The following is a 22243-nucleotide window of genomic DNA, read 5'->3' as shown; positions in this document are numbered from 1 at the left end:
CGTTTATATCATGTCTTGTCACATGAATCCTGTTATAATAAATATACAAATGAAACGGAATGAAAAAACACTTTTTCGTCTGGATTGTTGCTTTCTACAACCAAATTGGATTTTGGTCTCGAAAGCGGCACGCCGCGAATTAACCTAGGGGGATAAGGAATGAAGTTAATTTTAGCTGTGGTCCAGGACCAGGATAGCAACCGACTATCCAATGCATTAGTAGATCATAATTTCCGTGCAACAAAGATGGCTAGTACCGGGGGATTCCTGAAGTCAGGAAACACTACTTTTATCATAGGAACTGAAGATATCAGGATAGAAAAGGCACTCGAGGTCATCAGGGATAACTGTAAGTCGCGTGACCAGCTTGTAGCACCTGTTTCGCCAATGGGAGGGAATGCGGATTCATATGTTCCTTATCCTGTGGAGGTCGAAGTTGGCGGAGCGACTGTATTCGTATTACCTGTTGAGCAGTTTCATCAATTTTAGCGGGGAGTACCCGGAGGTTTAGTAAGAGATGAAGATTAATCAGGATATGCGCCTTAATATAGATAAAGTTCGCCAGGATCAAAAACAACAGCCTGGGGGCGGAATCAAGTTCAATGAACTTGTGCAGAAGCAGGACCATAAATTGCAGCTTGGACAGCTTCAGCAACTAATGAAGGAAGTCGAGTCCGCGGGTGAGAGGCTTGCCCGGTCAAGAACGTTCAAGGACCTGGCCAAGTTCAAGACACTGGTTAAGCAATTCGTAAAAGAAACAGTCAACTTTGGAATGGAGATAAAGCACTCGCATAGCTGGAATCAGTATGGCGAAGGCAGATCATTGAAGCTTGTTGAAACGATCGACGAAAAGCTCGTGGAGTTGACAGAAGAGTTAATGGATAATAAGGATGAACAGATTGATATTCTCGGTAAGGTTGGGGAAATCAAGGGCCTGTTGATCAATTTATATACGTAAGTGAGTGATACCATTGGCAAAGACGTGGGACGAGCTGGAGAAACTACAGCCGAATGTTTTGAAAATGATTAAAAACAGCATCCTGAAAAATCGAATAGCCCATGCGTATTTATTTGAAGGAATGAGGGGAACTGGAAAAAAGGAGATTAGTATTCTCCTTGCTAAGAGCATCAATTGCCAGGGGCCGGTTGATGGCTATAAACCTTGTGAAAGCTGCTTGAACTGCAAAAGGATCAATCATGGCAACCACCCTGATATTCATCTTGTCGAGCCGGATGGCCTATCGATCAAGAAGGGACAAATTCAGCAGCTGCAGGAGGAGTTTTCGAAAACTGGTGTAGAGTCAAAGAATAAGCTTTACACGATTGTGCATGCCGATCGGATGACGACAAATGCGGCGAACAGTCTCCTCAAATTCCTAGAGGAGCCGCATGCCGGAACTGTTGCCGTATTGATCACTGAGCAGTCACAGCAAATGCTGCCGACAATTTTATCAAGATGCCAATTGATTAATTTTACACCATTATCTCCTAAAAATATGGCAGAACAACTGATAGCCATTGGGGTACAGCCGCAAACGGCACCGCTATTGGCACAGCTGACCAATAATTTGGAAGAAGCTTTAGAGATAAGTAATGATGATTGGTTTGCACAAGCACAAAAAATAGTGTTAAAATTATATGAAGTGCTGAAAAAGAATTCACTTGAAGCTATGGTCGCACTTCAAGAGAACTGGTTTATGCACTTTAAAGAGAAAGAACAAATCGATCGTGGTTTGGATTTATTACTTCTTATTTTTAAGGATTTATTATACATTCAGCTTGGCAAGAAAGACCAGGTTGTTTATCTAAACGAAAGCTCACGTTTAGAACAGTTTGCACTACAGACATCCGGACGGCGTCTTACCGAACAAATGGCAGCCATTCTGGAGGCGAAGAGGAAGCTGCATGCCAATATGAATCCCCAGCTGCTCATGGAAGAGCTGGTGTTAAAATTGCAGGAGGGATCTACACTTGTATGATGTAGTAGGTGTCCGCTTCAAGAAAGCGGGGAAGATTTATTATTTTGATCCCGGCGATCTCTCAATTCAAAAGGACGAATTCGTCATTGTCGAAACTGTAAGGGGTGTTGAGTACGGAAGAGTAGTAACTCCCCGTAAGCAGGTTGGCGAGAAGGATGTTGTCCTGCCTCTGAAAAAGGTAGTCAGAATTGCAGATCAGAAGGATCGTCTTATTGTCGAGGAGAATAAAACAGCTGCAAAGGAAGCGTACGATGTTTGCAGTGAAAAAGTGAATGAACATCAGCTTGATATGAAGCTTGTTGATGTTGAATATACATTTGACCGCAATAAAGTCATTTTCTACTTCACGGCTGATGGCCGCCGCGTCGATTTCCGGGAATTGGTCAAGGACTTGGCCTCGATTTTCCGGACAAGGATTGAACTGCGCCAAATTGGTGTCAGAGATGAAGCGAAAATGCTTGGCGGAATAGGACCATGCGGCAGAATGCTTTGCTGTTCAACGTTCCTAGGGGACTTTGATCCAGTTTCAATCAAGATGGCTAAGGATCAAAATCTTTCGCTTAACCCAACGAAAATTTCCGGCCTTTGCGGCAGGCTCATGTGCTGTTTGAAATATGAGAACGACGAATATGAATCAGCGAAAGAGCAGCTGCCTGACCTGGGTGAAATGATTGTTACACCCGATGGTACTGGTAAGGTTGTCGGGTTGAACATCCTGGAACGAGTCATGCAAGTCAATATACCTGGCCAGGAACGTGTGCTGGAATATACACTTGAGGAAATACAGGAAGCAGGAGCTGTATCGTTGCAATCATCCACAGATTAATGAGGTGGAACAGGTGGATAAAAAAGATATCTTTGACTCAGTAAGTAATATGGAATCGCAGATTGGTGATTTATACCGTCAGCTTGGTGAGTTAAAACAGCATTTGGCAGAAGTTCTGGAAGAGAATAATGCATTAAAACTGGAAAATGAGCATATAAGACGCCGTCTGGATCAAACCATAGGTAAAAAAGATCCAACCATTAAGAAAAACGATAAGGAAAACAGCAATCAGGCCCAGGGTGATAAAAACCTGGTCGACATCGGTGAAGGCTACGATAACCTTGCCCGTCTGTACCAGGAAGGCTTCCATATTTGCAACCTGCATTTCGGAAGCCCGCGCAAAGAAGATTGTCTGTTCTGTCTATCTTTTCTTAATAAAAAATAATTGGCAGCCTTCCTTAATTAGGGAAGGCTATTTTTATAAGCTTTTGTTTATGGAGGAATTAGCTATAATGGTAAACTTACGAGAAGATGAACGATTGGATTATTTATTGGCAGAGGATTTAAGGATTATCCAGAGTCCGAATGTTTTTTCATTTTCGCTTGATGCTGTGCTGCTAGCGAGATTCGTCTGGGTCCCCATCCAAAAGGGCAGAATTGTTGACCTTTGCAGCGGAAATGGAGTAATTCCGCTATTTTTAAGCGCAAGGACAAAGGGGACCATCACCGGGGTGGAGATTCAAGAGCGGTTATATGATATGGCTGTCCGAAGTATTGAATATAATAATCTTGAAGGACGATTAGATATGATTCATGGTGATCTTAAGGAAGCACCGAAAGAACTCGGCTACGAGAAGTATGATGTCGTAACATGCAATCCTCCATATTTCCTTACACCCTCAAAAGAAGAAATAAATTTGAATGAACATCTGGCGATTGCTCGCCATGAGATACTCTGCACACTTGAGGATGCGATTAAATCTTCGAGCCAGCTTGTAAAACAAGGCGGCAAGGTTGCCTTTGTCCACCGTCCAGGCAGGTTGATTGATATCATCGAACTTATGAGGCAATACCGGCTTGAGCCTAAGCGGATCCAGTTTGTTTATCCAAAGGACGGAAAGGAAGCGAATACGCTGTTGATAGAGGCAATCAAGGATGGAAGCCCTGACCTTAAAATCCTTGAGCCATTGACGGTTTATGATGAAAATAATGAGTATACCCCGGTTATTAAAGAAATGTTATATGGAAGTAAATAAGCATAGAGAAACGGGTGATTGACATGCAACAGCAGAAAAGCTTTGAACGGGAACATGAAAAGGGGATTCTTTACCTTGTGCCGACTCCTATCGGCAACCTTGAGGACATGACATTCAGGGCGATCAGGATCATGAAGGAAGCCGATTTGATTGCAGCGGAGGATACGAGGAACACGAAAAAGCTATGTAATTATTTTGAGATTGAAACGCCCGTTACCAGCTATCATGAACATAATAAGGAAAGCAGCGGACATAAATTGATTGAAAAAATCAAGGATGGAGCAAGAGTCGCGCTTGTCAGCGATGCGGGAATGCCAACGATTTCGGATCCAGGTACAGAACTTGTGGCAGAAGCAATCGCCGAAGGATTGACAGTCGTCCCGCTGCCAGGGGCGAATGCTGCTTTGACAGCTTTGATTGCTTCTGGCATTCTTCCTCAGCCATTCTATTATTATGGATTTCTCCAGAGAGGAAAAAAGGATAAGAAGAAGGAACTTGAGCTGCTGGCGAAACAAACTGCAACGATTGTCCTTTATGAATCTCCGCATCGTTTGAAGGAGACTCTCTCGGTGATGCTTGATGGTCTCGGTGACCGTAAAATTGTCCTTTGCCGTGAACTGACGAAGAAATATGAGGAGTTCCTGAGGGGAACGATATCGGAGGCATTGGCATGGGCAGGGGCAGAAGAAGTCCGCGGGGAGTTTGTCTTGATCATCGAAGGTGCTTCTCATGATGCCATTTCCGAAGAAGAGAACCAATGGTGGGAAACATTAAGCCTGGAAGACCATGTCGAACATTATATATCTAATGAACAAATGAACTCTAAGGAAGCCATCAAGCAAACAGCCAAAGATAGAGCTATGCAAAAGCGAGAGGTATACCAGGCATATCATATTAAAGAATAATGCGGAAACAGCATATATAAAAAAGGCCGTGGAATTGTCCACGGCCTTGTGTATTAGATTTAAGCTTTTGCAGGTTCGAAGCTTCCCTGGATTTCTTGAAGAAGCTGTTCAGCACCTTCACGGCTAAGGATCAGCTTGCCGCCTGCCAATGTGATGTTGTTGTCAGAAACTTCACCAGTGATATGGCAAGTCATGTTAGGCTTGTACTTCTTAAGGATGATGCGGTCATCATCCACATAAATTTCCCAATGCATCCTTTTCTGCGATGCCAAGAGTCCTTCTAAGTTCGATTGGAATTACCACGCGGCCAAGCTCATCAACTTTACGTACGATACCAGTAGATTTCATAATTATAATCCCCTCTCATTTTCCCTATATTAAGTTCGTCATTATTCGACATTTTTCTCTTATTGGTTTTATAATACCAGCGATTCCAATAACCGTCAATTATTTTATTTTTCTTCTATTAACAAATTTTAACACAGCGAGAAAACCTTTTCATATCAAGGGTTATAAATGAATATAGCGTGTGGGATCAAGGAATGATGCGGTGTTTTTAATTAGAGGATTTAAGGAAAATATTATTGTGGGGATAATATTCGGCGCATAATTCGACAAAATTCTACAAATTCCTTCGACAAGTTGTCACAAATTCGACAAACCCGAAATCGCCTATACATTATTTTTTAAGCAGGTATATTGTATTGACGAATTTGGTTATGATTTTATTATGCAGAATATCAAACTTTCACTTTATAATCGTAGCTCCTGCTGGAATTTGAGGCGGGGCTTTTTTAGTAAGGCTGTTCTTATAATGATAATATTCTATAAAGGACAAAGTCCACATTAAATCTCCACTGACAATATTCGTAAAATATATAGGGAGAATGTCCGTTGTGGAGGATTATTTTTTTTTATAAACCATTCTGTTATTCCCACTTGAGTAAAATGAGATTGTCGAAAGCAATAATCATGCGTCTTTGTTTTACATGAAAGTGTTATGAATCCTGGTGCATTAGCTGGTATAATAACTACTATTAGAATGAACTAGCAGTTTTAGTTTAAGGAGGATCTTCATGGAAGAGAAACTGAAAACCTTTTATCTTACAACCCCGATTTATTATCCAAGCGGCAATTTACATATTGGTCATGCTTATACAACAGTAGCTGGCGATGCAATGGCTCGCTATAAGAGACTGCGCGGCTATGATGTCATGTACTTGACAGGCACGGATGAGCACGGTCAAAAAATCCAGCGTAATGCTGAGGCGAAGGGCATCACTCCGCAGCAATATGTAGACGAAATTGTCGAAGGGATCCAGGAGCTTTGGGGCAAGCTGGATATTTCCTACAATGATTTTATCCGTACAACACAGGATCGTCACAAACAGATTGTCGAAAAGATTTTCGCTCAGCTGCTTGAGCAGGGGGATATTTATCTTGATCAATATGAAGGCTGGTACTGTACTCCATGTGAATCATTCTACACAGACAGACAGCTTGAAGATGGCAACTGCCCGGATTGCGGACGTCCTGTTGAAAAAGTTAAAGAAGAGTCATACTTCTTCAAAATGAGTAAATACGCAGACAGGCTGCTGAAATATTACGAAGAGAACCCTGACTTCATCCAGCCGGAATCTCGTAAAAATGAAATGATCAATAACTTTATCAAACCCGGCCTTGAGGACCTAGCAGTTTCACGGACAACGTTTGACTGGGGTGTGAAGGTTCCTGGAGATCCGAAGCACGTCATTTATGTATGGATCGATGCATTGTCGAACTATATCACGGCTCTTGGTTACGGAACGGATGACGATTCCAAGTACTTGAATTACTGGCCTGCGGATGTCCATCTTGTCGGTAAAGAAATCGTCCGCTTCCATACAATCTATTGGTCAATCATGCTGATGGCCCTTGACCTTCCGCTTCCTAAAAAGGTTTTCGCCCATGGCTGGCTTCTGATGAAGGATGGAAAAATGTCGAAATCCAAGGGGAACGTAGTCGACCCGGTTACATTAATTGACCGCTATGGCCTGGATGCGCTTCGTTACTACTTGCTGCGTGAAGTTCCATTTGGTTCAGATGGTGTGTTCACTCCAGAAGGATTTGTCGAAAGGATTAATTTTGACCTTGCGAATGACCTTGGAAACCTATTGAACAGAACGGTAGCGATGATCAATAAGTATTTTGAGGGTGATATTCCTGCTTACAAAGGTTCAGAAGGTGAATTTGAAAAGCAGCTCCTTGAAGTGAACAAAGAAACGGTGCAGAAATACGAAGAAGCAATGGAGAAAATGGAGTTCTCCGTTGCGCTTACTTCAGTGTGGCAATTGGTCAGCCGCTGCAATAAATTCATCGATGAAACACAGCCGTGGGTGCTTGCGAAGGATGATGAAAAGAAAGCGGTCCTGGGAGATGTGATGGTACACCTTGCTGAATCATTGAGAAGAGTCGCTGTCCTGCTGAAGCCATTCCTGACACGAACTCCGGATAAAATCTTTGCTCAACTGAATGTTGGTTCAGAAGCCCTCCAGTCATGGGAAAGCTTAGAGGAATTCGGCCAGATTCGTGCTGGAACAAAGGTTGTTCAGGGAGAGCCAATCTTCCCGCGCCTTGATTTGAAAGAAGAAGTTGAATTCATCAAGGAAAAAATGCAGGGAGCTGCACCGGCGGCACCTGTGGAGGAAGAAAAGCCTGAAGTTCAGGATGAAATTACAATTGATGACTTCATGAAGGTTGAGCTTCGTGTAGCGAAAGTCATCCATGCAGAACCAGTCAAGAAGGCTGATAAGCTTCTGAAGCTACAATTGGATCTTGGCTATGAAAAGCGCCAGGTTATCTCTGGCATCGCGAAGTACTATAAACCGGAAGACCTTGTCGGCAAAAAGGTGATTTGCGTGACAAACCTCAAGCCGGTTAAACTCCGCGGGGAGCTTTCCGAGGGAATGATCCTGGCAGGGGAAAAAGACGGCGTCATGTCACTTGCAACCGTTGACGATGCACTTGCTATCGGCGCTAAAGTAAAATAGATTCAAAAAGAAAACCTGGAAATGTTTCATGTGTAACATTTTCAGGTTTTTTGTGTTAAAAAAGCTTTCAGATCAAAAAAATAAATTATGATAGAGTAGTAAGTCAGTTAACAAGCAATCTGATACATATTCGGTTTCCCTGAAATCGGATTCAAAAATTTGACCTGGACAATGAAAAAAAGTTATGATATCGACACATCTTTATCACAATAATAAGAACATCGCAGTAAGTCTATTCTCCCTCTAGCTAAGGACGTATAGAATGAAGCTGCAGGGCAATGCTGCAAAGGAGTTTTGACATGCTTTTTGATACACACGTGCACTTAAACGCAGAACAATTCAACGAAGATCTCCAGGAGGTCATTGACCGCGCAATCGCTGAAGGTGTGACGAATATGGTAGTTGTCGGTTTCGATGAAATAACGATAAAAAAAGCAATAGAGCTCGCCGAAAGCTATGATTTTCTTTATGCGAGTGTAGGGTGGCATCCAGTTGATGCAATCGACATGACCCAGGAGCATCTGGACTGGCTAAAAGAATTGGCGAGCCATCCCAAAGTAGTCGCACTTGGAGAAATGGGACTGGATTATTATTGGGACAAGTCACCGAAGGAGATCCAGAAAGAGGTCTTCCGCAAACAAATCAGGCTGGCAAAAGAAGTGAATCTTCCTATCATCATACATAATCGTGACGCAACAGCAGACATAGTGGAAATTCTAAAGGAAGAAAATGCCGGAGAAGTTGGCGGGATCATGCATTGTTTCAGCGGCAGCGTGGAAACAGCACTTGAATGCGTTGAAATGAACTTCTATATTTCGCTTGGCGGTCCTGTTACTTTTAAAAATGCAAAAAAACCGAAGGAAGTAGCAGAGGCCATTCCGCTAGACCGTCTTTTGGTCGAGACTGACTGCCCATACTTGACGCCCCATCCTTATCGCGGAAAGAGAAATGAGCCTGCCTATGTAAAATTGGTAGCACAACAAGTTGCAGAACTGAAAGGTTTGACTTTTGAGGAAGTGGCAGACAAAACGGCTAAAAATGCAAAAAAATTATTCGGCATAAAGTGATAAGGAATGTTGTCGATTTTTCAATAAGGTTGTCCAAACTTTTTGTGTTTCTAAAAAGTTCTACATGTCTCACTTGCGACATAGGATAACCGTGTCGATAACTCTTGCTTTTCTTTTTATGGAGCATCTTGCATAATAGAGACTACGCTTGGCAAGGGTGTCTGGGTTGACAAGTCGGCAACAATATCTTTATAATCACTCCGAGAAGAGGAGGCGTTTTTCATCGTGATTAATAGTATGAAAAACCTGTTTTCCAAGACTTTGAGTAAGAAGAAACTGGTGATTTTTTCTGCTAGTTTCGTAGTTTTTGCCGCTGCACTTGGGTTCTTCATGTATGAAGGGACCAAAAATACAGTCGCATTGACACTGGATGGCGAAGAAAGAGTCATTAAAACACACGCAAATACTATCCAAGATATATTTAATGATCTCAATATTTCATTGCGCTCAGAGGATTATTTATCGCTGGAAGCAAACACACAGATAAAGGATAACTTATCGATTGTGTGGAAGCCGGCAAGACAGGTAGAGGTAATACAAGATCAGGAAAAGAAAACATATTGGACAGCAGCCAATACTGTAGAGGATTTCCTGAAAGAACAGAATATCGTCATAAATGAACACGACAAGTTAAACCAAAACCCAGACGCTAAATTAAAGCAAGATATGAAGATTGCCATTCAAAGAGCTTTCCCGCTCAAGCTTGTAGTAAGCGGAAAAGAGCAAGATGTTTGGTCGACTTCGACTACGGTCGCTGACTTTTTATCACAGCAAGGAATCGCACTGAACGAAATGGACCGTGTTGAGCCTGCATTAAAGCAGAACGTCACTAAAGATGCCGTGATTAATGTCATTCGAGTTGAAAAAGTCACCGATGTAGTGGAAGAACCAATTAGCTATGCCGTCATTACGAAAAATGACAGCAAACTGGAAAAAGGGAAACAGAAAGTCGTAACAGAAGGCCAGGAAGGCTTGCTATCCAAGGAGTATGAAGTAATCCTAGAAAACGGTAAGGAAGTATCAAGAAAACTGGTCAGTGAAAAGAAACTGAAAGAAAAACAGGATAAAGTCGTGGCAATGGGTACGAAGGTCATCGTAGCTCAAGTATCCCGTGGCTCAAGTGAACCGGCAGGGAAGGAATTCTATGTTTCATCCACAGCGTATACGGCTAACTGTAACGGCTGCTCTGGCTATACAGCAACTGGAATCAATCTAAGAGCAAATCCTAACATGAAGGTCATTGCGGTAGATCCTAGTGTGATTCCTTTAGGAACAAAAGTATATGTTGAAGGCTATGGCTATGCAATAGCAGCCGATAAAGGGTCAGCTATCAAAGGCAACAAGATCGATGTCTTTTTCGCATCAAAAGCGGATGCATACCGCTGGAGCCGCAAGAAAGTCAAAATCAAAATCCTAAATTAATTCATGGATGCAGGGGAACCTTTCCTCTGCATTTTTGTTTTTTCATTTTGCGTTTAAGGTATAATAAGAAAAGCGCAGGCGACTTGAGGGTCTAGGCGCTGGAGCTGGACACAAATCTACATACGAAAGTTATCATTTATTATAAGAAAGGCGTAATTGCTTAAAAACTTTACATCTATATAGACGATTATATTTCAGAAATGTTTCATTTATTTCAAAGAAAATTTAAATTATTTATTCATTTTTTCAAATGCGCTTTTGGTTAAAAAATGAATGTTACCCATAATACTTCGAGAAATGTCTAGCACCAGCACACATTGGGGCTGATCTAGGCGCTTTCGCTTTCAATTGGAGGAATCATGAAGTTAAAAGAAATCATTGTAGTAGAAGGTAAGGATGATACGACAGCCATCAGGCGTGCTGTTGACGCGGATACAATTGAAACCAACGGATCCGCGATCAATGCGGATACGATTGAACGAATCCGGAATGCCCATGAAAAGCGAGGAGTCATTGTTTTTACTGACCCCGACTTTCCTGGTGAAAAAATCCGTAAAACGATTTCAGAGCATGTTGCAGGGGTGCAAGCATGCTTTTATCCCAAAAGAGTTGGCCAAGCCTAAATCCGGGAGGGGCCTTGGTGTGGAACATGCATCCCCCGAGGTGATCCGGGAAGCGCTGAAGGATGCTCAGGTAATGGATGCAGAGGCAGTTGAGGAGATTACCCAGGAAGACTTGATTCTTGCGGGTCTGATCGGCGGCCCAGGATCCAGGGAGAGGCGTGAAAAGCTGGGCAGACTGCTGCGTATTGGTTATACAAATGGGAAACAGCTGCATAAGCGTCTGATGATGTTTCAGGTGAAAAGACAGGATTTCTCAGCAGTACTGGCAGAAATCCTTAAGGAGGAACAAAATGCATAAAGATATTGCTACCCCGATGAGAACGAAGGAAATCCTTGATAAATACGGCTTTTCTTTTAAAAAGAGCCTAGGACAGAACTTTTTGATTGATACCAATATCCTCAACCGCATCGTTGACCATGCAGAGTTAACCGGCCATAGCGGTGCGATCGAAATCGGTCCTGGAATTGGAGCGTTGACTGAGCAGCTGGCTAAAAGAGCGGAAAAGGTTGTCGCGTTTGAAATCGATCAGCGCTTGCTGCCGATACTGGAGGACACGCTATCTCCTTATTCAAACGTAAAAGTCATTCATAGTGATGTACTCAAAGCCGATGTTCAGGCTGTAGTGAAAGAGGAGTTTGGTGAACAAGAGGACGTTATGGTCGTTGCCAACCTGCCATATTACGTCACAACACCGATACTGATGAAGCTCCTTGAGGAAAGGCTGCCGATCAGAGGAATCGTTTGTATGCTTCAAAAGGAAGTAGGCGACAGGATCTCAGCCAAGCCAGGAACGAAGGAATATGGTTCGCTGTCAATTGCAATCCAGTATTACACAAAAGCTGAAACAGTGATGATTGTTCCTAAAACGGTGTTTATGCCTCAGCCGAACGTAGATTCAGCCGTGATCAGATTGACATTGCATGAGGAACCGCCGGTGAAAGTGAAAGATGAAGGCTTCTTCTTCCGTGTAACCAGATCAAGTTTTGCCCAGCGAAGGAAGACAATCTTGAATAACCTGACAAGCCAGCTTCCTGATGGAAAACAGAAGAAGGAAGAAATCCTGGCCGCATTGCACGAGGCAGGCATTGTGGAATCGCGAAGAGGAGAGACCTTGTCAATTGAAGAATTTGCGAACTTGAGCAACGCATTATATCCTTATTTCAACTAAGTCCGGAGCTTTCCGGGCTTTTTGTTATGTAGGGATAAAATCATTTTTTTCAGGACAAAAGTTCTGCTGCTCAGGAATAAATCAGCCAAACTCAGGAATATATCAGCCAAACTCAGGAATATATCGTTCAAACTCAGGAATATATCAGTCAAGCTCAGGAATATATCGTTCAAACTCAGGAATAAATCAGTTCAAACTCAGGAATATCCTTCTCAAATGGACGGAGGGGTCATACTCTGCGTCTCAGGAAAGCACATGTCTATGGGTATCTGCATATTTTATGTAAGAATACCACTTAGCGCAGCCTGTGTGCGGGGCAATTGGAGTGAGGATTGTGAATATTAACCTCATGGATATCGTCGGCAGGGTTTCGCATCAATGCGATATTATGTTCCGGGTTATCGATATCAGAGAGAAACATGGCAAAAAAATCGCGATATTATACGGTGAGGATTTCCGATTGATTGCGGATGCGCCCTATGAAGATTTAATTAAAATAGATCCGAATATGCGCATGAGGCTGACCAAGGAATTCCGTTCACTTGAAGAACAGTCATATAAGCTATTCAGGCAGGATGTAGATTTACTGCAGCAAAAACAGGAATATGAAACGACTGAGGGTTACAGCAAGTCATATAACTACTTTCAGATGCCTGGGAAGGTGCTCCATATTGATGGAGATCCAAACTATTTAAAAAAGTGCCTGACACTATATGAGAAAGTAGGAGTCCCTGTCTATGGATTCCATTGCAATGAAAAAGAAATGCCAGAAAAAGTCGGATCGTTGATTGATTACTACCGGCCCGATATATTGGTCATTACAGGACATGATGCTTATTCCAAGTCTAAGGGAACGATGGACGACCTGAATGCATATCGTCATTCTAAACATTTTGTCCAGACAGTTAGAGAGGCGAGGAAGAAAGTCCCCCATCTGGACCAACTGGTCATATTTGCTGGAGCATGCCAGTCTCATTTTGAGTCATTGATCCATGCTGGAGCCAATTTTGCCAGTTCCCCTTCAAGAGTCAATATCCATGCGCTTGACCCAGTCTATATTGTTGCTAAAATCAGCTTTACACCATTCATGGAGCGCATTAATGTATGGGATGTACTTCGAAATACTTTGACAGGAGACAAGGGCCTGGGCGGTATTGAAACAAAGGGAGTTTTAAGGACAGGAATGCCATATAATAAAAATTCGTCGGACTGAATAAAACACGGTCCGGCGTTTTTTATTATTTTGTTACATATTTTAACGCATTAAAGGCTACGCTAAAATTGTTGAAATTTAGAAGAAAAAGAAGTCCGAAATATATTGACTTTTAAATTTAAGTACTGTTATAATTTATGTTTTTGTTTGACTAAATAGTGTCAGCGTGTTATACTTTACACAGTGAGGTGGACCGAATGCCAAAAACATTATCGGATATCAAAAAAGCGCTTGATTCAAACTTAGGAAAAAGACTCATGCTAAAGGCCAACGGAGGACGGAGAAAGACGATTGAACGTTCTGGCGTGTTAGCGGAAACTTATCCTTCTGTTTTCGTCATCGAGCTTGACCAGGATGAAAATGCTTTTGAACGTGTTTCGTACAGCTACGCAGATGTTTTAACTGAAACAGTGGAAATTACCTTCTTTGAAGATACAACAGGATCAATAGCTTTGAGCTAATTTTTTTGGCTCAATGCAGTACAGGCAGTCAACTTTCGGGTTAGCTGCTTTTTATTTTGCCTTTTTTTCGCAAACTTTGTTGCTATTGACCGCACAATAGGATTGAATGAACTATGTTTCTTTACATTGTTGACTCTAATAAAGAGAAAAGAGCATGCCAAATTTAATAGCGACCTACTAATTAGCTTTATATTTCGTTAAAATCGGCTTTAGGATTTTAACCACAATTTTTACGAGAACAGACTAATAAAAAAAGACAGGATAAATAAGGTGCACATGAAAATCTCTTTTTTCAAAAATAATAAAGTAACCGCGGTGGTGAAAGGAGATGGTAGTAATGGGCAGAAGAAGAGGGATTATGTCTGAAAGGTTGAAGGAAGAGCTTGCGAAAGAGCTTGGATTCTATGATGTGGTCCAGAATGAAGGATGGGGCGGCATAAAAGCCAAGGACGCAGGTAACATGGTAAAGCGAGCCATCGAGCTGGCTGAACAGCAGCTTGTAAACCAGAACCGCTGACCCAGATGAGAATTTCTTTGTAAACTGCCACACAGCTGTTCTTCACAGCTGCCAATAAAATTCAGATCCATCGCGGTGCCGGGGCTATTGCTCCGGCTTTTTGCATGGATAAAACAGAGAGCAACCGCCAAGCATCGTTCTGTGATTCTAATTCTTTGTGAAATAACTGTATTCGTGATTCCGCAAATGATAAAATAAAGGAATGTTTCTTACAGAGGAGTCTTACTTGTTTTACTCAGAGAGCATTAGCTTAAATTAAAAAAATTGGCCAGCTCCAGCGCTTTTCGGGTCTGACCAAGGCGCTTGCGCTTTTCTTTGTCTAGCTCCAGCGCCTAGCCCCTCGAGACGTTTGTCTAGTGTCGCCTCCTAGAAACTCCGAAACTTCAACTCCGCCGGCAGAAGCAAAAAGCGCTTCTTTGTCGGAGTCTCCAGTTTCTGCGTTTCTGGACAGTCGGCTATACATTTCGATTTCGGTCCGCCCAGGTGAAGTCAAAGAGCGACTTCACTGGTCGGCCCTCCAGCGCTTGTCGGGTCTGACCAAGGCGCTTGCGCTTTTCTTTTCTTTTTGTGGTAAAATAGGACAAAATGTGGAATTCGTTTAAAGTAGGTGGAGGTTGTGAAGGTTTTAGTGAAGGCGCCAGCAAAAATCAATTTGTCACTTGATGTTTTGCACAAACGTCCGGACGGTTACCATGAGGTGGAAATGGTCATGACGACGATTGATTTGGCTGATCGCATTGAACTTAGTTTACTTGAAGAAGACAGGATCGTAATCCAATCCCATAATCGGTTTGTACCTGATGATCAGCGGAATCTTGCTTACCAGGCAGCACAGCTGTTAAAGGAAAGGTTCCAGGTTAGGCAAGGTGTTATCATCGGCATTGAAAAGACTATTCCGGTGGCAGCAGGGCTTGCTGGCGGCAGCAGTGATGCAGCGGCAACGTTAAGAGGCTTGAATAAGCTATGGAATCTTGGTCTGTCATTGGACGAGCTTGCTGTGCTCGGCGCTGAAATTGGTTCAGACGTTTCTTTCTGTGTTTATGGAGGAACTGCGCTTGCAACAGGCAGAGGGGAAATTATCGCACAGCTGCCGGCCCCTCCGACATGCTGGGTTGTATTGGCGAAGCCGTTTATCGGTGTATCGACGGCAGAAGTTTATCGCCGCCTTAATGTAGAGAAGGTACAGCATCCGCCTACAAAGCAAATGATATCTTCGATTGAAAATGGAGATTTCAATGAAGTCTGCAACAGTGTCGGAAATGTTTTGGAAGATGTGACGCTTTCGCTTTATCCTGAGGTAGCTCAAATCAAGGACCAAATGAAGAGATTCGGTGCTGACGCCGTTTTGATGAGCGGAAGCGGTCCAACAGTATTCAGCCTTGTGGCGCATGACTCGCGGATGCACCGCATTTATAACGGTTTACGGGGATTTTGTGACCAGGTATTCGCGGTAAGGATGCTTGGTGAGCGCCATACTCTTGATTAAATCCGTATAATGGTGGTATATTAACCTTAAATATTCGGATTTTGGAGGTTCTTGAATGAAATTTCGACGCAGCGAGCGTTTGATCGATATGACTACCTATTTACTGGAACATCCGCGCCAATTGGTCCCGTTAACCTATTTTGCCGAGAAGTATGGTTCAGCAAAGTCCTCGATCAGTGAAGATCTCGGAATCATCAAAGAAACATTTGAACAGCGGGGAATCGGTGTCCTTCAGACGGTGCCTGGCGCTGCCGGGGGAGTGAAGTTCCACGTCCATGTCAGTGAGGAAAAGGCCAGGAAGATAATCGACGAACTGTGTTCAGTAATGGCAAGCCCTGAAAGATTGCTGCCAGGTGGTTATCTATATATGAATGATATCCTCGGAAATCCAGCAATCGTGCAGGAGGTTGGTAGGCTGCTCGCATCTGCTTTTGCCGATAAGGATATTGAAGTTGTCATGACCGTTGCTACAAAGGGGATTCCAATTGCCTATGCAGTCGCTAGCCACTTGAATGTTCCAGTCGTGATTGTTAGAAGGGACAGCAAAGTGACAGAAGGGTCGACGGTAAGCATTAACTACGTTTCAGGTTCTTCAAAAAGAATCCAGACGATGGTGCTATCAAAGCGCAGCCTTGCAGAGGGTTCGAAGGTTCTGATTGTCGATGACTTCATGAAAGCTGGCGGTACCGTTAATGGCATGATCAATTTGCTTGAAGAATTTAATGCTGAGTTAGCGGGAATAGCGGTTCTGGTTGAATCGGAGAACATAGAAGAAAGACTTGTCGATGAGTATCTTTCACTCGTGCGCCTTTCAGATGTAGACATTAAAGAACGAAATATTACCGTGAGTGAAGGAAATTACTTCGCTCGCAGAGAATAGTTGTTCATATAACAAATAGACGAGGTGACAATATGAATATTGTACAAACTTCAAACGCGCCCGCCGCAATTGGTCCTTATTCGCAAGGTGTGGTTGTGAACAATCTTTTCTATAGCTCTGGTCAAATTCCTTTGACTCCAGAGGGTGTTATGGTCGAAGGCGATATCCAGGCGCAAACACATCAAGTATTCAAAAACTTGAAAGCTGTTCTAGAGGCTGCAGGTGCATCCCTTGAAACAGTTGTTAAAGCAACTGTATTCATCAAGAATATGGATGAATTCGTCCAATTGAATGAAGTATATGCAGAGTATTTCAATACACATAAACCAGCTCGCTCAACTGTAGAAGTGGCGAGATTGCCAAAGGATGCCCTGGTGGAAATCGAAGTAGTAGCGCTCGTTAAATAAACGGGCGTTTTTTTTATGCCAAAAGAAATGAGATATTATATGGCAAGAAAAAGGATTTGCAAAAATAAAAGGACTATATGTGCCTGAATTAAGAATGGAACCGTAGTTTCGGTCTTAAGAAGGAAGAACATGGGCCCCAAAAGGGAGCGTACTTGAGATTTCGGTCACAAATAAAAAGGCTCCAAGCAAAGCAAATCTAAATGAAACGAACTTCTAGAAAGACTCCTCTAATTTCTATTATTTTATACCTTCAAAAAAATTTTTCCTCTATAGAATTTTTAATCGAAATAAAAAATAATAACTTTTTAGGAAGTCTTTTTTCCATGCGTCAATAGCAAAAAAAGCCTATTTTATAGGTTTTTTTACACGTGTAAAGGCTTTCAAAATAGAAATGTTCATAAATCCGCCCTATTTTCCCGAAAAAATTTTCTTGTAAAAGAAGGAGATTTGATTTCAATGTGGAATTATTTAACTAGAATTTTATCTATTTGTAAAGGTGGTGAACAGAATGGAAGTAACTGACGTAAGATTACGCCGCGTTAATACAGATGGACGGATGAGAGCGATCGCTTCCATCACGCTTGACAACGAGTTTGTTGTCCATGATATCAGGGTGATTGATGGAAACAACGGCCTATTTGTTGCAATGCCAAGTAAACGCACTCCTGATGGCGAGTTCCGTGATATCGCGCATCCGATCAATTCGGGTACTCGCGGAAAGATCCAGGATGCCGTTTTGGCAGAGTACCACCGTTTAGGTGAATTGGAAGTGGAATTCGAAGAAGCTGGCGCTTCCTAGAATATATAAGCCTATAACATCAAGAGCCTGCTGCATAAGTAAGGCTCTTTTTTATTTGCCCGCTTTGTCCCCTGGGTAAACTTTTTTTTCTGAAAAAATTCACATTTATGATTGTCTAGCTCCAGCACCTAACCCCTCAGAACGCTTGTCCAGTATCACCTCCGCTTTTCGCTTAATACTTTCCCCACTAAACTGACAAATAATTGCACTTGTTCTTCTATTCTTGAAATGGACGGCTATTTAAGATATATTCGTAATGGATAAAAAGGTAAATTGGAGACCTGCTAATGTCTAATCGTTATGCAATCATTTTAGCAGCCGGTCAGGGAACAAGAATGAAGTCCAAGTTGTATAAGGTACTTCACCCTGTATGCGGCAAGCCAATGGTACAGCATGTAATTGACCAGGTGAAAAGTCTTAATATAAACGAAATCGTGACCATTGTCGGTCATGGTGCAGAAAAAGTGAAGGACCAGCTCGGAGAAGATAGCCAGTACGCCCTTCAGGCAGAACAGCTGGGAACATCTCATGCTGTGCAGCAGGCAGGAGAAATGCTTGCCGACAAAGAGGGAGTCACAATCGTTGTCTGCGGTGACACTCCGCTGATCAAGGGTGAAACAATGGAAGCCCTTTTCAAGCATCATGAAGAGACAAGCGCCAAAGCGACGATCCTGACAGCGAGAGCTGAGGATCCAACAGGCTATGGCAGGATTGTCAGGAATTCAGAAGGTTTTGTTGAAAAAATCGTAGAGCATAAGGATGCGAACGTGCAGGAAAGAAGCATCAACGAAATCAACACGGGTACATATTGCTTCGACAACAAAATGTTATTCGAGGCGATCCAAAATGTATCAAACGATAATGTCCAGGGAGAATACTATCTTCCGGATGTCATCGAGATCCTGAAAAATAAGGGTGAAATCGTTTCTGCATATGTGACCGATAGCTTTGCGGAGACACTTGGCGTCAATGACCGAGTCGCTCTTGCGGAAGCTGAACGCACGATGAAAAAGCGGATCAATGAGTATCATATGCGCAATGGCGTATCATTTATTGATCCTGATAACACGTATATTGGACCTGATGTGAAGGTTGGACAGGATACGGTTATTTTCCCTGGTACGACGCTTTCTGGCAGCACCGTCATCGGCTCTGAATGCCAGATTGGACCTAATACAGAAATCAGCAACTGCGAAATTGGTAACAATACAGTTATCCGCCAATCAGCTGCCTTTGACAGCAAAATTGGCTCCGAAGTGAATATCGGACCTTTCGCGCATATCAGGCCAGATTCTGATATTCATGATGAAGTGAAAATCGGCAATTTTGTCGAAATTAAAAAAGCGGTATTTGGCAAAGGAAGCAAAGCTTCCCACCTTAGCTATATCGGTGATGCAGAAGTCGGTGCTGATGTGAATATCGGCTGCGGTTCCATCACAGTGAATTATGATGGCAAAAACAAGTTCTTGACCAAGATTGAAGATGGCGTATTCATTGGCTGTAATTCCAATCTGGTAGCACCAGTGACAGTCGGGAAAGGCGCATATGTAGCAGCCGGTTCAACAATCACTGAAGATGTTCCAGGTGAAGCACTAGCGCTTGCTCGCGCTCGTCAAGTAAACAAAGAAGATTATGTAGGGAAAATGAACGTAAAGAAATAAGAGTCTTGGAGGTCCATAATGTCAAACCAGTATCTTGATCCGAATTTGAAGGTTTTTTCACTTAACTCAAATGTAGAACTTGCTCAGGAAATAGCGAAGGTAATCGGAGTAGAGTTAGGAAAATGCTCTGTTTCCCAGTTCAGCGATGGAGAAATCCAGATTAACATTGAAGAAAGTATCCGTGGCTGCGATGTGTATGTCATCCAGTCGACTAGCTCTCCAGTAAATGAGAACATTATGGAATTACTGATCATGATCGATGCGTTAAAGCGTGCATCAGCTAAAACAATCAATATTGTTATGCCTTATTACGGCTATGCGAGACAGGACCGTAAAGCGCGCGCGCGTGAGCCAATTACTGCTAAGCTTGTGGCTAACCTGCTCGAGACAGCGGGCGCAACTCGCGTGATCACGCTTGACCTTCACGCCCCGCAAATCCAGGGATTCTTCGACATTCCAATCGATCACTTGATGGGAGTGCCAATTCTTGCTGACCATTTTAACAGTAAAGAATTGAATGGAGATGTCGTCATCGTTTCTCCAGACCATGGCGGTGTGACTCGTGCAAGAAAGATGGCTGAAAGACTGAAAGCACCAATCGCAATCATAGATAAGCGCCGTCCGAAGCCGAATGTTGCTGAAGTCATGAATATCGTTGGTAATATCGAAGGCAAGATCGCAATATTGATTGACGATATCATTGATACAGCTGGAACAATTACACTAGCTGCAAATGCCTTGGTTGAAAATGGGGCACTTGAAGTTTACGCTTGCTGTACGCACCCAGTATTATCAGGTCCTGCAATTGAGCGTATCGAAAACTCGAAAATTAAAGAACTGGTTGTCACAAACTCAATCGCGCTTGCGGAAGAAAAGCGCGTAAACAAAATCCATCAACTGTCTGTTGCTCCATTGATTGGGGAAGCGATCATCCGCGTCCACGAAGAGCAGTCTGTCAGCACATTGTTTGATTGATTTTTTATATGGTTTATCAGGCTTGCCGTTAGGCAAGCCTACTCCTGTTTCTCTTTGCTTAAGTTGCCGCATAAGGTGTGTGACCAAGGCGCTTGCGCTTTTCTTAGTGTCCAGCTCCAGCGCCTAGCCCCTCGAGTCGCTTCGGTCCTGCCAATAAAGTCAAAGAACGACTTCACTGGCAGGCCCTCCAGCGCTTGTCGGGGCTGACCAAGGCGCTTGCGCTTTTCTTATGCCATACTGTAGAAGAGGCTGAGGCTGTCAAGAAAAGCCCGTTATTGTGACAGGTTTCATAGAAACAGGATCAAAGCTGTCAAGAAAAGCAGGTTATTGTGACAGGTTTCATAGAAACAGGATCAAAGCTGTCAAGAAAAGCCCGATATTGTGACAGGTTTCATAGAAACAGGATCAAAGCTGTCAAGAAAAGCAGGTTATTGTGACAGGTTTCAAGAAAACAGGGTCAAAGCTGTCAAGAAAAGCCCGTTATTGTGACAGGTTTCAAGAAAACGGGGTCAAAGCTGTCAAGAAAAGCAAGTTATTGTGACAGGTTTCAAGAAAACGGGGTCAAAGCTGTCAAGAAAAGCAGGTTATTGTGACAGGTTTCAAGGAAACAGGGTCAAAGCTGTCAAGAAAAGCAGGTTATTGTGACAGGTTTCAAGAAAACGGGGTCAAAGCTGTCAAGAAAAGCAGGTTATTGTGACAGGTTTCAAGGAAACGGGGTCAAAGCTGTCAAGAACCTGTGGCGATATCTCGCGGAGAGCGAAAGGCCTGGTACGGAACTCAACAGCCATGTTTAACAGAGTCTCTGAAAAGTAAAACGTTTAGACCTTCCTATTTTGGGGCATTTTTTATATAGACAAGTACTTACGAAATAGGAAGGGGACAAAATCATGAGTGCAGTATTGAAAGCAAATGAGCGCACAGGTACTCAACGTTCTGCCTTGAGGAAATTACGCCAGGAGGGCAATATTCCAGCAGTTGTCTATGGAAGGACTACTGATAGTAAGTCGATTTATGTAGACAGCATTGAGTTTGTGAAGACGATTCGCGAAAATGGCAGAAATGGGGTCATTTCACTTGATGTGGGTGGCAGCCAGCATAACGTCATGCTGACTGATTACCAGGAAGACCATATCAAAAATGAGATTCTCCATGCTGATTTCCTTGTTGTTGATAAAAGCTCCAAGGTGCACGCAAGCGTCCGAGTCAATCTCGTTGGCGACGCTGCAGGTGTCAAGGATGGCGGCGTTTTACAGCAGCCAATCCACGAAGTGAACATTACATCGACTCCAAGCAATATTCCTGAGTCAATTGATGTGGATATCACAAACCTGCAAGTGAATGAGAACCTGACACTTGCTGATATCAGAACAGGAAATTACGAAATTAATGATGACGAAAACACGGTAGTCGTTTCGATTCTTCCTCCTAAAGTGGAAGAAGAGATTAATTCTGGAGAAGAACAAGAACCAGGAGAGCCTGAAAATGAAGAAGGTAGAGAAACTGAAGCGAGCGAATAATAAAGAAGCATTGGACGTAGCCTGAAAAGGGTTACGTCTTTTGCGGTTTTCATGTACATTATAAATAGATGTTCTTTCTGGTTTCCTCCGAAACAAGGGGGAAAAACAACT

General features: G+C 42.9%; 23 protein-coding genes and 2 pseudogenes. 22 read left to right on the top strand and 3 right to left on the bottom strand.

The window, feature by feature from the left end; translation table 11 throughout:
* Nucleotides 1-159 precede the first annotated feature (159 nt).
* From LC048_RS22825 to rsmI, 7 genes are all read left to right on the top strand, one after another.
* Nucleotides 160-489 carry a cyclic-di-AMP receptor gene (locus LC048_RS22825; RefSeq protein ID WP_226607344.1) on the top strand — a complete coding sequence of 110 codons (330 nt, stop codon included), beginning with the start codon at nucleotides 160-162 and terminating at the stop codon, nucleotides 487-489.
* Nucleotides 490-517: 28 nt separating this feature from the next.
* Nucleotides 518-958, top strand: a complete 441-nt coding sequence (locus tag LC048_RS22820; RefSeq protein WP_226607342.1) for a YaaR family protein — start codon at nucleotides 518-520, stop codon at nucleotides 956-958.
* Nucleotides 959-971: 13 nt separating this feature from the next.
* Nucleotides 972-1979: a DNA polymerase III subunit delta' gene (holB, locus tag LC048_RS22815; RefSeq protein ID WP_226607339.1), complete on the top strand. Its 1008-nt coding sequence runs from the start codon at nucleotides 972-974 to the stop codon at nucleotides 1977-1979.
* Complete coding sequence (locus tag LC048_RS22810; RefSeq protein WP_306048866.1) at nucleotides 1972-2805, top strand: PSP1 domain-containing protein; 834 nt, start codon at nucleotides 1972-1974, stop codon at nucleotides 2803-2805. Before holB ends, LC048_RS22810 begins: the two co-directional genes overlap by 8 nt.
* 13 nt (nucleotides 2806-2818) lie before the next feature.
* A complete protein-coding gene (yabA, locus tag LC048_RS22805) occupies nucleotides 2819-3190 on the top strand; it encodes a DNA replication initiation control protein YabA (protein WP_226607334.1) in 372 nt (123 codons plus the stop codon).
* Between the two features lie 67 nt (nucleotides 3191-3257).
* Nucleotides 3258-4001, top strand: coding sequence for a tRNA1(Val) (adenine(37)-N6)-methyltransferase (locus LC048_RS22800; protein ID WP_306048864.1), 744 nt, complete (start codon nucleotides 3258-3260; stop codon nucleotides 3999-4001).
* A gap of 23 nt (nucleotides 4002-4024) precedes the next feature.
* On the top strand, nucleotides 4025-4906 hold the full coding sequence (rsmI, locus tag LC048_RS22795) for a 16S rRNA (cytidine(1402)-2'-O)-methyltransferase (protein ID WP_226607313.1): 882 nt from the start codon (nucleotides 4025-4027) through the stop codon (nucleotides 4904-4906).
* Nucleotides 4907-4965: 59 nt separating this feature from the next.
* Here rsmI and LC048_RS22790 read toward each other — a convergent pair.
* Nucleotides 4966-5254 (bottom strand): annotated as a pseudogene (locus tag LC048_RS22790) (AbrB/MazE/SpoVT family DNA-binding domain-containing protein).
* 728 nt (nucleotides 5255-5982) lie between these two features.
* Between LC048_RS22790 and metG the strand changes: the two are divergent.
* The 8 genes and pseudogenes from metG to LC048_RS22750 all read left to right on the top strand — a co-directional run bounded on the left by metG (nucleotide 5983) and on the right by LC048_RS22750 (nucleotide 14407).
* Nucleotides 5983-7935 carry a methionine--tRNA ligase gene (gene metG, locus LC048_RS22785; protein WP_306048862.1) on the top strand — a complete coding sequence of 651 codons (1953 nt, stop codon included), beginning with the start codon at nucleotides 5983-5985 and terminating at the stop codon, nucleotides 7933-7935.
* A 299-nt stretch (nucleotides 7936-8234) separates the two neighbouring features.
* The gene (locus LC048_RS22780) at nucleotides 8235-9002 is read left to right on the top strand and encodes a TatD family hydrolase (RefSeq protein WP_226607307.1); all 768 of its coding nucleotides are present in this window, start codon (nucleotides 8235-8237) and stop codon (nucleotides 9000-9002) included.
* Nucleotides 9003-9239: 237 nt separating this feature from the next.
* A complete protein-coding gene (locus LC048_RS22775) occupies nucleotides 9240-10424 on the top strand; it encodes a resuscitation-promoting factor (RefSeq protein WP_306050587.1) in 1185 nt (394 codons plus the stop codon).
* A gap of 359 nt (nucleotides 10425-10783) precedes the next feature.
* A pseudogene (gene rnmV, locus LC048_RS22770) lies at nucleotides 10784-11345 on the top strand (ribonuclease M5).
* Entirely contained in the window at nucleotides 11338-12216 is an 879-nt protein-coding gene (gene rsmA, locus LC048_RS22765) for a 16S rRNA (adenine(1518)-N(6)/adenine(1519)-N(6))-dimethyltransferase RsmA (protein WP_226607302.1), read from the top strand. The pseudogene rnmV and the gene rsmA overlap by 8 nt, the downstream one beginning before the upstream one ends.
* Nucleotides 12217-12550: 334 nt before the next feature.
* The gene (gene yabG, locus LC048_RS22760) at nucleotides 12551-13429 is read left to right on the top strand and encodes a sporulation peptidase YabG (protein ID WP_226607299.1); all 879 of its coding nucleotides are present in this window, start codon (nucleotides 12551-12553) and stop codon (nucleotides 13427-13429) included.
* Between the two features lie 197 nt (nucleotides 13430-13626).
* Entirely contained in the window at nucleotides 13627-13890 is a 264-nt protein-coding gene (gene veg, locus LC048_RS22755) for a biofilm formation stimulator Veg (protein WP_023613322.1), read from the top strand.
* A 337-nt stretch (nucleotides 13891-14227) separates the two neighbouring features.
* A complete protein-coding gene (locus LC048_RS22750) occupies nucleotides 14228-14407 on the top strand; it encodes a small, acid-soluble spore protein, alpha/beta type (RefSeq protein WP_023613321.1) in 180 nt (59 codons plus the stop codon).
* A 319-nt stretch (nucleotides 14408-14726) separates the two neighbouring features.
* On the opposite strand, the gene LC048_RS22745 is transcribed toward LC048_RS22750, so the two are convergent.
* On the bottom strand, nucleotides 14727-14900 hold the full coding sequence (locus tag LC048_RS22745) for a hypothetical protein (protein WP_226607296.1): 174 nt from the start codon (nucleotides 14898-14900) through the stop codon (nucleotides 14727-14729).
* Between the two features lie 123 nt (nucleotides 14901-15023).
* Between LC048_RS22745 and ispE the strand changes: the two genes are divergently transcribed.
* From ispE to LC048_RS22715, 6 genes are all read left to right on the top strand, one after another.
* Nucleotides 15024-15893, top strand: a complete 870-nt coding sequence (ispE, locus tag LC048_RS22740) for a 4-(cytidine 5'-diphospho)-2-C-methyl-D-erythritol kinase (protein ID WP_443137077.1) — start codon at nucleotides 15024-15026, stop codon at nucleotides 15891-15893.
* 55 nt (nucleotides 15894-15948) lie between these two features.
* Nucleotides 15949-16773 carry a pur operon repressor gene (gene purR, locus LC048_RS22735; RefSeq protein ID WP_226607291.1) on the top strand — a complete coding sequence of 275 codons (825 nt, stop codon included), beginning with the start codon at nucleotides 15949-15951 and terminating at the stop codon, nucleotides 16771-16773.
* Between the two features lie 32 nt (nucleotides 16774-16805).
* Nucleotides 16806-17180, top strand: coding sequence for a RidA family protein (locus tag LC048_RS22730; protein WP_226607288.1), 375 nt, complete (start codon nucleotides 16806-16808; stop codon nucleotides 17178-17180).
* A 508-nt stretch (nucleotides 17181-17688) separates the two neighbouring features.
* Nucleotides 17689-17979, top strand: coding sequence for a septation regulator SpoVG (gene spoVG, locus LC048_RS22725; protein ID WP_023613316.1), 291 nt, complete (start codon nucleotides 17689-17691; stop codon nucleotides 17977-17979).
* A 287-nt stretch (nucleotides 17980-18266) separates the two neighbouring features.
* Nucleotides 18267-19640: a bifunctional UDP-N-acetylglucosamine diphosphorylase/glucosamine-1-phosphate N-acetyltransferase GlmU gene (gene glmU, locus LC048_RS22720; RefSeq protein ID WP_226607287.1), complete on the top strand. Its 1374-nt coding sequence runs from the start codon at nucleotides 18267-18269 to the stop codon at nucleotides 19638-19640.
* Nucleotides 19641-19658: 18 nt separating this feature from the next.
* Nucleotides 19659-20615, top strand: coding sequence for a ribose-phosphate diphosphokinase (locus LC048_RS22715; protein WP_226607284.1), 957 nt, complete (start codon nucleotides 19659-19661; stop codon nucleotides 20613-20615).
* Between the two features lie 38 nt (nucleotides 20616-20653).
* On the opposite strand, the gene LC048_RS22710 is transcribed toward LC048_RS22715, so the two are convergent.
* Complete coding sequence (locus LC048_RS22710; protein WP_226607282.1) at nucleotides 20654-20791, bottom strand: hypothetical protein; 138 nt, start codon at nucleotides 20789-20791, stop codon at nucleotides 20654-20656.
* A 711-nt stretch (nucleotides 20792-21502) separates the two neighbouring features.
* On the opposite strand from LC048_RS22710, the gene LC048_RS22705 reads away from it, so the two are divergent.
* On the top strand, nucleotides 21503-22132 hold the full coding sequence (locus LC048_RS22705; protein ID WP_226607280.1) for a 50S ribosomal protein L25/general stress protein Ctc: 630 nt from the start codon (nucleotides 21503-21505) through the stop codon (nucleotides 22130-22132).
* Nucleotides 22133-22243 lie beyond the last annotated feature (111 nt).

It is taken from the genome of Mesobacillus subterraneus (genome assembly GCF_020524355.2).
Taxonomy (GTDB): Bacteria; Bacillota; Bacilli; order Bacillales; family Cytobacillaceae; genus Mesobacillus; species Mesobacillus subterraneus_C.
The sequence above is the reverse complement of the archived record's forward strand: the minus strand, read 5'-3'. Positions and strand labels throughout refer to the sequence as shown.